Annotated in this window: 12 protein-coding genes; 7 read left to right on the top strand and 5 right to left on the bottom strand. The window is 40.3% G+C overall.

All coding sequences use genetic code 11. From position 1 onward, the window contains the following. Window positions 1–60: 60 nt before the first annotated feature. The 4 genes from JNUCC41_RS13610 (at window position 61) to JNUCC41_RS13595 (ending at window position 4195) form a co-directional block, all read left to right on the top strand. Complete coding sequence (locus JNUCC41_RS13610; RefSeq protein WP_192203465.1) at window positions 61–681, top strand: DNA-3-methyladenine glycosylase; 621 nt, start codon at window positions 61–63, stop codon at window positions 679–681. A 338-nt stretch (window positions 682–1019) separates the two neighbouring features. Next, window positions 1020–1901: a permease gene (locus JNUCC41_RS13605; RefSeq protein WP_370662517.1), complete on the top strand. Its 882-nt coding sequence runs from the start codon at window positions 1020–1022 to the stop codon at window positions 1899–1901. A 14-nt stretch (window positions 1902–1915) separates the two neighbouring features. Then, window positions 1916–2752: a TIGR03943 family putative permease subunit gene (locus JNUCC41_RS13600; protein ID WP_192203464.1), complete on the top strand. Its 837-nt coding sequence runs from the start codon at window positions 1916–1918 to the stop codon at window positions 2750–2752. Between the two features lie 261 nt (window positions 2753–3013). Beyond that, a complete protein-coding gene (locus JNUCC41_RS13595) occupies window positions 3014–4195 on the top strand; it encodes a C40 family peptidase (protein WP_192203463.1) in 1182 nt (393 codons plus the stop codon). Window positions 4196–4926: 731 nt separating this feature from the next. On the opposite strand, the gene JNUCC41_RS13590 is transcribed toward JNUCC41_RS13595, so the two are convergent. Then, complete coding sequence (locus JNUCC41_RS13590) at window positions 4927–6594, bottom strand: alpha-keto acid decarboxylase family protein (RefSeq protein ID WP_430624064.1); 1668 nt, start codon at window positions 6592–6594, stop codon at window positions 4927–4929. Between the two features lie 264 nt (window positions 6595–6858). On the opposite strand from JNUCC41_RS13590, the gene JNUCC41_RS13585 reads away from it, so the two are divergent. Then, window positions 6859–8262, top strand: coding sequence for a sigma-54 interaction domain-containing protein (locus JNUCC41_RS13585; RefSeq protein WP_192203461.1), 1404 nt, complete (start codon window positions 6859–6861; stop codon window positions 8260–8262). A gap of 59 nt (window positions 8263–8321) precedes the next feature. On the opposite strand, the gene cobT is transcribed toward JNUCC41_RS13585, so the two are convergent. From cobT to JNUCC41_RS13565, 4 genes are all read right to left on the bottom strand, one after another. Further along, on the bottom strand, window positions 8322–9368 hold the full coding sequence (gene cobT, locus JNUCC41_RS13580; RefSeq protein WP_192203460.1) for a nicotinate-nucleotide--dimethylbenzimidazole phosphoribosyltransferase: 1047 nt from the start codon (window positions 9366–9368) through the stop codon (window positions 8322–8324). A 115-nt stretch (window positions 9369–9483) separates the two neighbouring features. Continuing rightward, a complete protein-coding gene (gene lepB, locus JNUCC41_RS13575; protein ID WP_192203459.1) occupies window positions 9484–10029 on the bottom strand; it encodes a signal peptidase I in 546 nt (181 codons plus the stop codon). A gap of 256 nt (window positions 10030–10285) precedes the next feature. Then, window positions 10286–10993 carry a nitroreductase family protein gene (locus tag JNUCC41_RS13570; protein WP_192203458.1) on the bottom strand — a complete coding sequence of 236 codons (708 nt, stop codon included), beginning with the start codon at window positions 10991–10993 and terminating at the stop codon, window positions 10286–10288. Between the two features lie 114 nt (window positions 10994–11107). After that, on the bottom strand, window positions 11108–11524 hold the full coding sequence (locus JNUCC41_RS13565) for an RrF2 family transcriptional regulator (protein ID WP_192203457.1): 417 nt from the start codon (window positions 11522–11524) through the stop codon (window positions 11108–11110). A 244-nt stretch (window positions 11525–11768) separates the two neighbouring features. Here JNUCC41_RS13565 and JNUCC41_RS13560 point away from each other — a divergent pair, with 244 nt between their 5' ends. Together JNUCC41_RS13560 and JNUCC41_RS13555 are read left to right on the top strand one after the other, a co-directional pair. Continuing rightward, window positions 11769–12737, top strand: a complete 969-nt coding sequence (locus tag JNUCC41_RS13560) for a bile acid:sodium symporter family protein (protein WP_192203456.1) — start codon at window positions 11769–11771, stop codon at window positions 12735–12737. 106 nt (window positions 12738–12843) lie between these two features. Next, entirely contained in the window at window positions 12844–13389 is a 546-nt protein-coding gene (locus JNUCC41_RS13555) for an NADPH-dependent FMN reductase (protein WP_192203455.1), read from the top strand. Window positions 13390–13417 lie beyond the last annotated feature (28 nt).

The raw sequence follows: 13417 nt of genomic DNA, 5'->3' as shown, positions 1-13417 counted from the left end.
GAAGTTTCTTTTTCATTGATAAGGGAATTTTACCTGTATGAGACTAAATGGAGTGATACTATGATAAACCATTCAATTTTACCCGCAGATTTTTATCAGCAGCCCACGCTTGAACTGGCGAAATCCCTTCTCGGCTGCCTCATTGTAAAAGAAACAGCGGATGGAACCGCTTCTGGATTCATTGTTGAAACAGAGGCCTATATCGGACCAGGGGACAAGGCCGCACATAGTTTTGGAAATAGAAGGACAAAACGGACGGAAGTGATGTTCGGTAATTCCGGATTGATTTACACTTACGTCATGCACACACATACACTGGTCAATGTCGTAAGCGGCGGGCCTGAAAATCCGGAGGCCATTTTAATTCGAGCTGTTGAACCCTATTCAGGGCTTGAGTTAATGCAGGAAAGACGCGGAATTGCCGATATTCGAAAATGGACCGATGGACCTGGGAAGCTAACAAAGGCACTAGGCATCACCATGGATGATTATGGTCGAACTTTTACGGATCCCCCGCTATATCTTGCTGCCGGAAAAATGCCTGAACACATATCCAGCGGCCCCCGCGTCGGAATCGACAACTCCGGGGCAGCAAAAGATTATCCTTGGCGTTTCTGGATTACCGACAATCCGTTCATATCCCGTAAAAACCTAATTAATAAAGCTGTGCCGAAAAAATGAACCATGATTTTATCCCCTCAAAGTTGTGTAAATTCCGTGGATATTACACAACTTTGAGGGACTGTACTTTGTCCGTAAGCATCCCTAAATCCATATCAACAAGTCGTGTATGAAAACATTATGAATATCGCTAATGTAAGCTCTAGCCAAAAGGAACAAGGCTTATATTGAAGTAATAATTATTCCTGCCAAACTTATACATTAGACCATTCAAGTCCCTCAATATCCCATAAGTTCCTTACCCCTTCAACTTCCAGCTTATTACCCCAGTAATAATAAATTGACTTCCTTCTATTACGAACCTAATATAGTTAAGTCAGCAATATGGAAGGTGGTTTATGATGAACGTTCAGGCCCTTTTGCAAATGAATACAATTTTTATTAGTATCCTAATTGAATCCCTTCCCTTCATTTTACTGGGAGTCCTTATATCTGGAATCATCCAAATGTTTGTGTCAGAAGAGATGATTGCAAAAATCATTCCGAAAAATCCAATCTTATCTGTTCTAACCGCAATAGGTGCAGGAGTCTTTTTTCTTGCCTGCGAGTGCGGGATTGTCCCGATTACCCGCCGTTTGATCGCAAAAGGGGTTCCTCTTTCAGCGGCCATTGCCTTTATGCTTTCTGCACCCATTCTCAATCCGATTGTCCTGTTTTCCACCTATATAGCGTTTGGTAATAGCTGGAGCATGGTTTTCTATCGTGGTGGAATTGCATTCGTGGTCGTCCTGATCATTGCATGCATCCTGTCTTTTCAGTTTAAGACAAATCAGCTTAAACAGGAACATATCGAACATATACATCAACATAAACTTACATTTAAAGACAAAATAACGGGAATGTTCAAACACTCGATTGAAGAGTTCTTTTCTGTTGGAAAATACTTAATCATTGGTGCATTGCTGGCAGCTGCCATTCAAACTTTTTTGAAAACATCCCTATTGCTTGAAATCGGTCAAGGAAAACTATCCGGGAATGCAGTCATGATGGCTTTGTCCTATGTCATGTCCTTGTGTTCCCAAGCGGATGCCTTTGTTGCAAGTTCTTTTAGAAGTACCTTCTCGCCCTCTTCACTAGTTGCTTTTCTTGTATTCGGGGCCATGTTTGATATTAAAAATACAATCATGCTTTTAGGTACCTTCAAAACAAAATTCGTTTTATGTTTGATGGCCTATATATTCATTTCCGTCTTAGGCCTAACTTTATTGTTTATTTCTTAAAGAGGGTGTTTTATATGGGAAGATTATTCATATTACTTGGACTTACTTTTTTATTCATGCATTTACACGCCTCAGGGAATATATCGAAATACATTAATATGGAATATTCATATGTTTCACAGATTGCCATCTATATATTGGCAATATTCACGTTAATGGGATCTTACTTATATTTTAAGGAAGATAATCAAGAAGAAGGTGATGATTGTCAGTGCGGACATGATCACTCCCAGGAAAATAAGAAATGGAAAATGAACCTTACTTACTTACTATTCTTCATTCCCATTTTAACCGGTCTTTTTTTGCCTGTTGCCACTATGGACTCCAATATTGTAGAAAAAAAGGGGTTTCATTTCCCAGTATATGAAGACTCAGATGAATATAGCCAGCATCAATTCCTGCAGCCGGATACGAGTCTTTATTATGGCAAGGATGACTATTTAACTTTAATGGATAACTCTCTCAAAGGCTTGGTTGATCGTGATAGTCTTCAATTAACAGATGAAAACTACCTAAACGATTTAGAAGCCATCTATTACTCTCCTGGAAAGTTCACTGGCAAGCAAATAACGTTAACCGGATTTTCGTACAATTCAAATGAGCTAGCCAAAAACCAGGTATTCTTGTTCCGGTTTGGGGTCATTCACTGTGTCGCGGACTCTGGGGTATTCGGTATGCTAATCGAATTTCCTGAAGGAATGCATCCCAAAAATGATGAGTGGTATTCCGTGAAAGGTGAATTGGAATCCATTTATTATCAGCCATTCAAGAAAACCATTCCCCTGCTCAAAGTATCATCACATAGTAAAATCGCTGAACCGGATGATCCCTACGTTTATAGACAATATTAAAAAATGAATCATGGAAAGGTAAGGATATTCTATTCTTACCTTTCTTTTTAATTACTTCAAACTTCCATTTATACGAAATTACAGTATGGCCCTCTTACACTCCATCTAAATCCCATAAACCCCCATTTATCTGTAGCAAGATTACGCGAAAAATGACGAAAAAGTTGAATTTTATTTATATGGGTCATGTTTTTTATAGTCCATACCCTTATAATATAAATGCTACATATTTTTTTACCACATCAGGAGGAACTTTCCTAAATGAACAATTCTAAAAACTCTTTCATTCTTGCAGGTACTATTATAGGTACCCTAGTGGCAGGCACTTCCGCTTATGCTGGTTCTTATCAAGTTAAATCAGGGGACACCCTTGATGGAATCTCTAAAGCTAATCATACAACTGTCCAAACATTAAAGTCTCAAAACCATTTGACCAGTAACCTTATTTTTCCCGGCCAAGTCTTGAAGGTTAATAACCTTAACAACCATACAGATAAAAATATAGATAAAACCGAAAAATATGTGGTTAAACTGGGGGATACTTTATCAAAAATTGCTAAAAAGTATAACATTTCCCTTAGTGCCCTGCTTAAATTAAATACTGATATTTCTAATTCAGATCGCATTTATATTGGCCAATCCATCCGGGTTTCCGGAAAAGCCCCTGCATCTAGCTCTGCGGCTAAAAACAGTCCTTCTAATGCTACATATAGGGTCAAATCCGGTGACACCCTGGATAAGATTGCTAGAGTCAATAATATGACTGTCAAACAATTAAAGTCTAAAAACAATTTGACTAGTAACCTTATTTTTCCTGGCCAGGTCTTGAAGGTTAATACCCTTAACAACTATACGAATACGAATAATAGTAAAAATACAACAGAAGTTTATGTGGTTAAATTAGGGGATTCCTTATCAACAATCTCTAAAAGATATAACCTTTCCCTTAGTGCCTTACTTAAAATGAACCCTACTATTTCCAATTCAAATCGTATTCGTATTGGCCAATCCATCCGGGTTTCCGGACAAGTCTCAGGATCTGCAATTAAAAAACAGTCCAAATCGAACAAAGCAGATCAAGTTTTGGCTGCTGGCGCTAAATATATGGGAGCGAAGTATGTTTACGGTGCTAGCACTTCACGCACTGATGTGTTTGATTGCTCTTCATTCACATTAAGGGCATTCCAAAGTGCAGGTGTTTCCTTGCCTCGAAATTCAGTGGCACAATCACACGTTGGTACAATGGTATCTTCAAAATCCCTCCAAAAAGGGGATTTAGTATTTTTCGATACCAACAATGATGGTGTAATCAATCATGTGGGAATTTATGCCGGTAATGGTCAAATGCTGAATGCTTCCACATCTAAAGGTGTATCCTACGCTGACATCAACAGTTCTTACTGGGGACCTAGCTTTGTAAAGGCAGTCCGAGTTCTTAACTAAATAATGATATGGCATTAAATGCCTTGATAAAAGAACAAAAAGCGTGTTTTGATAAACTATCATACACGCTTTTTTGCGTATTATTATGTCAAATGGCTGCCAACTGGTGTTATGGCTTATTACCATTCTCATTATCTTTTTGGAATCCATCCTATTACTTTTCCAACTTGCATTCTTGTCCTTGATCGAGCCGTATAGATATATCGTAAGTACAGTATCCATACCAATAAAAAAAGGCCTTCATAAACAGAAGACCTTTCTTTAAAAAATCCGTTCCAGCTGTTTCAGAAACCCTCTCTCTTTCCGCAGGCTTCTCATCAAAGCAAGCGGCTGAAGGGTTTCCTAGCCAGTTATTCGGCAAGGAGTGTCGCATATTTCTTCCATCCAATGAGAATTAGAGTAATAAACCATAAAGGCCGAAGCACTATATTCGACCATTCAAGAATTTTTTTTGACCTTCACCTTACTATTTGGACTTCGAACACCATTTTGCGCCAAACTCTATGAAAACTCAGTTTGCCTGCAGTTTTTTATTTAAAAAGTTCAGTTGATTTCAGAAATCAGCTCCCTTTCCCCAAATGGGTTTCTATCTGAATTTTTTAAACGAAGTTGATTGGAGGAGCTGTTCGAGACTCCTGCTTAGAAAAGCGTGTCCAAGGGAGACCCCATAGGCGCAAAGAGCGCCGAAGAGGCTCCATGACCGCCCGAGTGAGAGCATTTCGAACATGGCATTACTTTAGTTTCTCTTGTTTTTCAAGATACTGCCTCATTTTTTGCAAATATTCCGGGGCATCCATTTGATCTTTCACGACCAATTCTATAAGGCAAAGCTTATCAGCGTTCTGAGCATTTGTAATGGCATCATCCAGTTCACCATTCGTCTCGACTTTTGCTGTAAATGCCTCTTGACCAAACGCTTCAGCCAGTTTTGTATAATTCCACTCTGGTATCTCGTTGTATTTCTGTTTTTCTATATCGACTTTTACGTTCAAGAATTTTTCTATCGTGTAACCGTTATTGTTTAGAATAAACACGATGGGCTTGCAGCCGTTCTCCAGCATCGAGCTTATTTCCTGTGCCGTCAGCTGTATCGATCCGTCCCCGGTGAACAAAAGAACACGCCGGTTTCTATCCGCTATGCAAGCACCGAAAGCTGCGGGCGTGGCATATCCGATGCTTTGCCAGCCTCCCTGAGCTATGTAGGTCGCCCCTTTCGGCAACCTGACCTGTGACATGCCATAAGAGAATGTTCCTGTTTCCGTGACCACAATGTCATTTTCTTTTAACATTTGCTGAATTCGAGGATAATAAGAAGCGGCCTTCAATGGTGCTGATGGGTCTTCAACCATTGTGTCATAAGGAAATGAGATGTTTCCCACAGATTCGTTCTGCCGGTACCCAATGTCCTGGAGTGCATTTAGAATTTCCTCCGCCTTGACATTCATATAGCTGGCTTCCCCCACTTTAACTGTATCAGGTTGAATTTCCACCATTTTCAACGGGTTAAGCTTTGCTGTACCTTTGGAGGTATTGACGTCTGACCAAACAGCTCCAACGGCTATGATGAAATCCGCTTCTTCAACAGTCTGAGTGACATCCTTACTTCCGAAAGCTCCGCCGTAAACACCGATATACTGGGGATGGCTCTCATCAAACCCGCTTTTTCCCTGCATTAGCGAAGCAACTGGAACATTTAACTTCTCAGCGAGCTGCAGTACGGGTTTCTGCAGGTTATAACGAAGTGTTTTCACGTCGACAATCAGAACCGCTTTGTTCACATGTTCTAGCATCCCTTTTATATGCTTCACTGCTGACTGCAGCGCATCGACATTCGTTTTGGCCACATTTTCAGAAGTCTCACCGTGAGAAACCAACGGTTTTTCAACAAGATCGATAGCCACTACCAAATAAACGGGCTTTTTCTTTTCTTTCGCGATCCTGATTGCAGCCGGTATCTCCCTTGCTGCATTTTCTGGTGTAAGAATTGCCGTATAACTGGTGATATGCTCATAAACCTTACGGAAAACATCAAAATCTCCATTCATAAACGTATGATGGGCAAGCTCCTTCTCCTGTTGCATCATGGACTTTGGCGAGCCGACAATATGTATGAGCGGCACATTCTCACTGTACGCGCCAGCGATTGCATTACATGCGCTCATTTCACCGACACCAAAGGTGGTGATGAGTGCCGAAATTCCCTTCACACGGGCATAAGCGTCCGCAGCGTATCCTGCATTGAGTTCATTTCGTCCATTAATGAACTCAATCCCATCGTAATCTTCCAAAGTATCTAGCAATGAGAAATTATAGTCTCCAGGCACACCAAAAATCTCTGTAATGCCTTCTGCTTTTAAGCAGTTGTATAAATATTGTCCCAAGGTTCTTTTTTCAGTCAAGTCAATCACTCCTTCAATCGATTACTCTCTATTTTATTTATACCCAAACATAAGTAGGTTAACCGTAAATATCCATATACTTAAGGTGGATTCGCTACTCTATTACTCTAGTTTTAGCTTTGATGAATGAAGTGAGTGAGACTATCTCAGGCATGGCTCTTATAAAAAATGATTCAATTCCAAATCGAAATATCTGAAAATTCTTGATTTCACCTCTATTTTTGATTTATATTTGAATCACCGGAACAGTGGATAAGGGGGAAAATGATGAGTGATAATAATGTCAAAAGAGTTTTGGAATGCATCATCAACACATCCAATAATAATATTACCGTGACCGATGAAAAAGGATTCATTTTATTCACGAATCCTAACCATTGGTGGATATATGGAATCGAACCGGAACATTATCTTGGAAAATCAGTTTACCAGCTCGAGACGGAAGGAATCCTTTCACCGTCGATTTCCGCCATGGTATTGAAAGAGAAAACACCTATCCAGATCATGCAGCATACAAAGACGGGAAAAATCGTCATGTCGACTGCCTATCCCATCTTTGATGATGATGGTGAATTGATTCGTGTCGTCAGCTATGCCCAAGATCAAACTGAAATCAGGAACCTCCAGGATCAGTATGGTCAATTGGAGAGAAAGATTCAAGAATACCAATCGGAAGTCGAGGAACTTAGGGAACAGGAAGAGCTGATCTATCGCAGCAAGGAAATGCGGCAAATCGCCAAAACGATACACCGTGTTTCCAAAACGGATGCGACAGTCATGCTTCTCGGTGAATCCGGTGTAGGGAAGAGCGTATTCGCCCGCAGGCTGCACAATCAGAGTTACCGCAGCAAAGAGCCATTCATCGAAGTCAACTGCAGTACCATCCCTGAAAGTCTCTTTGAATCTGAAATGTTTGGATATGAAGCGGGGTCCTTCACCGGAGCGCAGAAGCAGGGGAAGCAAGGGCTAGTAGAACAGGCGGATAATGGAACCCTATTTCTGGATGAAATCGGAGAGCTTCCGCTGGATATGCAAGTGAAATTATTAAATGTCCTGCAAGAGAAGACTTTTAAAAGGGTTGGCGGAAAAAAAGAGCATAAGATAGATTTTCGGCTTGTAACGGCAACCAATCAAAACCTTGAGGAAATGGTGGAAAAGGGAACATTCAGGCTCGATTTGTATTATCGCTTAAATGTGATCCCCATCCAAATACCGCCATTACGAGAAAGAAAAGAAGATATTGCCATCTTAATCAATCATAATCTTGAAATCATCAACAAGAAATACAAGTCAGATAAGAAATTGCACCCTTCCACTTACGAAATACTGATTCAGCATAAATGGTCAGGAAACGTGCGTGAATTGGAAAACTTGATTGAACGGCTCATTTTGACCTCGGAAGACTCCATCATTTTCCCTGGCTTTCTCCCCTCCCATTTCCATGGACAAGAATCTTTTGAGAAAATAGATGATTCCCTAATGATTGACGATGTGATGGTTGATGATAGTGATCTCAATACCGCCCTCGAACAAGTGGAAAAATGGATGATGATGAAAGCGAGTAAACAATGTAAGTCCACATATGAAATGGCTAAATTCTTAGGGATCAGCCAGCCTTCCGTCGTCAGGAAAATGAAGAAATATAAAGGGCATCTGCCCATTAAGTAAAAGTGAACTGAAAGAAGTTATAAAAATAGGAGACCATCACAATGAAGGTCTCCTATTTCTTACTTATTTGACACGCCTGCAGATTCAAATGTTGCCATTTCTTTAATGACCAATGTCGCTGCCTTAAGAATGGGGTATGACAGGGCAGCCCCTGTTCCTTCCCCAATTCTCATTCCTACATCGAGGATCGGCTCCTTGCCAAGCAGTTCTATGGCCGTTCTATGACCAGGTTCTGCAGATTGATGACCAACAAACATATAGTCGGCTGCACGTCCGGAAATCAGGTTGGCCAATACAGCAGCCGTGGTTGTAATGAAACCATCAACAAGAATGGGTATACGGTTATTCGCTGCAGCAAGCATGGCCCCTGCCATACCTGCAATTTCGAACCCGCCGATTTTCATCAAAATATCGATTGGATCATCTGGATTAGGATTTCTTGATGAAATCGCTTCTTCAATTATTCTCCGCTTATGTATAATGCCTTCTGACTTCAATCCTGTTCCCTGCCCCACTAGTGATCCAACGCTTTTCCCGCTTACGATGGAGATGATGGCGGTACTGGAAGTCGTATTTCCGATTCCCATTTCACCAAGGATCAGGCAGTTCGCACCACGGGCAATCATTTTCTGTGCACGGTCATATCCAATTTCAAGCGCTTGAATTACTTCTTCCTTTGTCATCGCCTCTTCTTTATAAAAATTTCTAGTTCCATTGCGGACTTTTCTCGAAGTTAACCCCGGTGCTTCGATATCTGCATCGATCCCTATATCGACAATGTCCAAGTATGCATCTATCGCGCGGCTCAATACATTGATGGCAGCACCGTCATTCAGGAAATTAAGTGCCATTTGTTCCGTCACTTCTTTAGGATAAGCCGAAATCCCTTCTTCCGTAATACCATGGTCGGCCGCAAACACGATCACCCCCGGTTTCGAAATGTCCGGAAATGCCAATCCTGTCATCTTGGCCAGTTCGATTATCCATTCTTCAAGCCGGCCTAGGCTCCCCAGAGGAACAGTCAGTGAATCGACATGTCCTTTAACCTGCCGTCCCATTTCTTCATCCAACATCGGGATGGAGATGTCAGCTAATCCATTCGTCATATTAATCCCCCTACAATCCAAAATGAAAAACCTTAACCACAGGGAAAGGTTCTTATCCATCATCTGCTATAAATACAACTTAGTCCATATAATAATAATCCTCTTGGCTTTCCATTTACTTCGGCACTCCCATTTCATTTAATGGGGAGATACGAAATTTCACTTTGCCCACAAGTGATTTTTCAGAAATAAAACCAAATCTTCTTCCATCCCAACTATTCCTTCGATTATCCCCCATGACAAATAAATGGCCGGCAGGTACCCTGGATTTTCCAAGTAAATCACTCAGGGTGAAATTCTCCGTCAGATTTTCTTCAGGTGGAATTTCCCCTTTTTTTGTTTTCAAATATGGTTCTGTATACTTTTTCCCATTGATAAATAAGACATCATCTTTCATTTCGACGCTGTCACCTGGTAGACCGATTACCCTTTTTATATAATTCTCTTCCGCATCGGGAGCATAAAATACGACCATATCGAAGCGCTCCGGCTTTCCGATTTTAGCTACCACTATCCGGTCATCATTTTCATAAGTCGGCTCCATTGATTCACCTTTTACTGTAACTGGTGTAAATAAAAACTGTTGGCAAATGAACACGATCATTACAGCGAATAAGATAGATTTCAACCACGAGAACACTTCACTTTTCTTATTCTTCATAAGGACTCCCTCCCATCCATTGTAAACGGCCAACGATAATTGCTGTATTTTTTGGCTTTCAGCTCCAAAAATAATTCTTTAGCACTGTTTCAGAAGAGATATCCTGAAAGAAATATATGGAAAAATTGTAACATATCCTTATATCGCTTGCGAGAATAATCATTTTTATGAGTAGAGAGCAAATCTCAAATCATGAAAAAAAGGATAGCGAGTTTTAGCTATCCTTTTAACATAGTACAAATATTTTTCCAAAACCTTAGTATTTATTCCAAGTCAATACAGTATCAAGTGGCAAACGGACTTTTTCAAATCCTGCTTTAGTTCCTTTTCCAATGGAAATTAACATGACAGGTTTGAAGTTTTCCGGTACATTGAATGCATCCACAAATTTGGCTTCATCGAAACCACCCATTGGGACTGTATCGTACCCTTTTGCTTTTGCAGCTAACATGATCTGCATGGATACCAAGCCACCGTCAATCATGGCTACACTTAATGCCTTTTCAGCGGAAAAGTTACCGTAATTATGCAGAATAGATGCCACATATGGCTCTTTGATTTCATTCTTCATGATCCCTTTATTGACTAATTCACCATAAATCCGCTCTGCATTTTTGTAGCCTTCTATATCCGCTAAAACGGCAATGACAGCAGATGCATCGACGATTTGTTGTTGGTTATTGGCGATGGGGAGCAATTCTTGTTGGGTTTGCTTATCTTGGATCACAAGGAATCTCCATGGCTGTAAGTTGGAAGAAGACGGTGCTTGGATCGCAATATCCAGGATTTCGCGAATTTCCTCTTCAGTCATCACGTATTCAGCATCATACTGGCGAACAGATCTCCGTTCTTTTGCTACCGTAATGAAGTCCGTATCATTAAGGACTTTGGGCTTTTCAAACGGTATATTCAATTCTTTCGATTTATTTAAGTATTCTTCTTTACTCATTATATTTTTTGTCATTTATAATGACCTCCATTTAACTGTAATTAATACAGGAACAGTATATAACGCATACTGTTCTTTTGTCAAATACAGTTTATAAAAAACGAAACCCTTTCAGTTTCGTTTTTTACATTATGATTTTGAAAGTAAATCAGCAATCGTTTTCTGCTCCAAGCCTTGTATAATCCAGCTCTCCATCTCGTTTTTCAATCCGCATAAAGCTTCGCGTGAAGATGGTTGAAAGCATTTCTTATCATTCACATCAAGAAAGCCCTTTGAAAAAGGTTCGGATTTAATTGCAGCGTATATATCTGCAAGAATGATTTGGTCGGGATTTTTGGAAAGTGAATAACCTCCATCCCTGCCTTCCTTTGCTTTAATCAGCCCTGCCTTCACTAAATTACTTAATATTTTTCTAAGAAAACCTGACTCCGAATCAAGCTTATCAGCCAATTTATTACTATTGCATAATCCATCATGATCAGCAAGAACAAGCAGGGCTTGTACTGCAAGACTAAACCACATTATACTGGAAACCTTTTCTGACATTTCTCCTCACCTCTCCCCTCTACTTTAAACTATTTTTCGATGAATATACAACGATGCATCGAGCAAACCTGACAAAATCTCTTGTTAATGAACATAATCGGGAAAATCCTTTTTGGAACGATGAATCCTTCCAATACATGCTTTTCACTATTCCGAAAATAAACAGACAAATTACTTGTCTTACAAATTATCTCTTTAGGAATATGGTAAACTTACTTAATAGAATAGCTTAGGAAGTGGATGAATGATTTTGAAAAAATTAAATGAACAAATGGATAAAATCATGCCCCTCATCACTCCGTTAAGCGTGGTGATTGGGGTATTATTGGCCGGACATCTAATCGATTACACCTTTCTTGTTCCATGGATATTCGCCTTCATTACATTTTCCGGAAGTTTAGGCTCCAACTTTAAATCTTTGCAACAGGCCGTCACCCACCCTTTACCGGTTTTCATCGTATTGCTCATCCTTCATATGCTCATGCCTATTTGGGCTTTTGGTCTCGGCCACTTAGTGTTTCATGGTGATGCTTTCACGATTACCGGACTAGTCCTGGCTGTAGTGATTCCAACCGGTGTCACCAGTATGATCTGGGTATCCATTTATAATGGGAATGCCATACTTGCCCTAACCATCATCTTGATCGACACCCTTCTCTCGCCATTCATCGTTCCTTACAGTGTTTCCCTTCTTGGAGGCGGTTCGATTGAAATGGATTTGGGATCGATTGTGAAAGGATTAATCGGAATGGTCGTTCTTCCCTCCATGCTTGCCATGTTCTTGAATCAGGCTACAAAAGGGAGAATACAATATACACTATCTCCCCGCTTAGCTCCATTTTCCAAGATAAGCGTTGGAATCGTAGTCATATTGAACAGTTCAAAAATCGCTCCTTACTTAACCCATTTCGATAAGAAATTAATGATCATGGCCTTCCTGGTTTTGTTCATAGCAGCTTCAGGTTATGCCCTTTCTTGGATGGTCGGTGCATTTTTAAGATGGGAAAAGGCGGATATCATCACCTTGACATTTACAGGCGGTATGCGAAATATCAGTGCTGGAGCCGTTCTTGCAACAACCTATTTCCCTGCTGCCGTAGCTGTTCCCGTTGTACTTGGCATGCTGTTTCAACAAATGCTTGCCTCCTTTTTTGGCTATGTCATGGAGAAGCATTTCCATCGTGGTGTGAATGAAGGGCGATCCGCAGAATGATTATTTCTCAAGCATCCTTTTTCCCTTTCATCTATATTCCAATTATAATAGGTAAATGGATCACATTTACATGATTATCCATTAATAATCCTTGGAGGTATTGAAGATGAAAGTTGTTGCAATAGTGGGAAGTATTCGTAAAGAGTCTTACAACCTTAAGCTAGCAAAATATATTCAAACTAGATATCAAGATCGATTTGATCTTGAAATCTTGACCATTCGGGATTTACCTTTTTATGATCAAGATATTGAAAATGACCCTCCATTAGTTGTTAAAGAATTTAAAAGCAAAGTGGCTGAAGCAGATGCAGTCTTGTGGGTAACACCTGAATACAATGGTACGATTCCAGGCGTATTGGGCAATGCAATCGATTGGTTATCACGTGTCGATAAAGTCTTGATCGGCAAACCTTCATGGATCATGGGTGCGTCAATGGGGCAATTAGGAACGGTTAAAGCTCAATTGCATTTACGTGAGATCCTATTCGCATTAGGCATCTCCTCCCCGCTCCTTCCCGGAAATGAAGTATATGTTGGTGCAGTTCATGACAAAATCGATAACGAAGGCAAGCTTACACATGAGTCGACTGTCCAGTTTATCGATACGGTCGTCGATAACTTCATTAGCTGGTATAATCATCATACTCGTTAATGCATGTTTAACAAGAATCCCAGCAGGA

Source organism: Brevibacillus sp. JNUCC-41 (assembly GCF_014844095.1).
GTDB classification, from domain to species: domain Bacteria; phylum Bacillota; class Bacilli; order Bacillales; family DSM-1321; genus Peribacillus; species Peribacillus aracenensis.
The sequence above is the reverse complement of the archived record's forward strand: the minus strand, read 5'-3'. Positions and strand labels throughout refer to the sequence as shown.

Bases quoted from the DNA above. Each gene is read 5' to 3' on its own strand.
- JNUCC41_RS13610 (WP_192203465.1), top strand. From the start codon at position 61: ATGATAAACCATTCAATTTTACCCGCAGATTTTTATCAGCAGCCCACG.
- JNUCC41_RS13605 (WP_370662517.1), top strand. From the start codon at position 1,020: ATGATGAACGTTCAGGCCCTTTTGCAAATGAATACAATTTTTATTAGT.
- JNUCC41_RS13600 (WP_192203464.1), top strand. From the start codon at position 1,916: ATGGGAAGATTATTCATATTACTTGGACTTACTTTTTTATTCATGCAT.
- JNUCC41_RS13595 (WP_192203463.1), top strand. From the start codon at position 3,014: ATGAACAATTCTAAAAACTCTTTCATTCTTGCAGGTACTATTATAGGT.
- JNUCC41_RS13585 (WP_192203461.1), top strand. From the start codon at position 6,859: ATGATGAGTGATAATAATGTCAAAAGAGTTTTGGAATGCATCATCAAC.
- cobT (WP_192203460.1), bottom strand. From the start codon at position 9,368: ATGACGAATGGATTAGCTGACATCTCCATCCCGATGTTGGATGAAGAA.
- lepB (WP_192203459.1), bottom strand. From the start codon at position 10,029: ATGAAGAATAAGAAAAGTGAAGTGTTCTCGTGGTTGAAATCTATCTTA.
- JNUCC41_RS13570 (WP_192203458.1), bottom strand. From the start codon at position 10,993: ATGACAAAAAATATAATGAGTAAAGAAGAATACTTAAATAAATCGAAA.
- JNUCC41_RS13565 (WP_192203457.1), bottom strand. From the start codon at position 11,524: ATGTCAGAAAAGGTTTCCAGTATAATGTGGTTTAGTCTTGCAGTACAA.
- JNUCC41_RS13560 (WP_192203456.1), top strand. From the start codon at position 11,769: ATGATTTTGAAAAAATTAAATGAACAAATGGATAAAATCATGCCCCTC.
- JNUCC41_RS13555 (WP_192203455.1), top strand. From the start codon at position 12,844: ATGAAAGTTGTTGCAATAGTGGGAAGTATTCGTAAAGAGTCTTACAAC.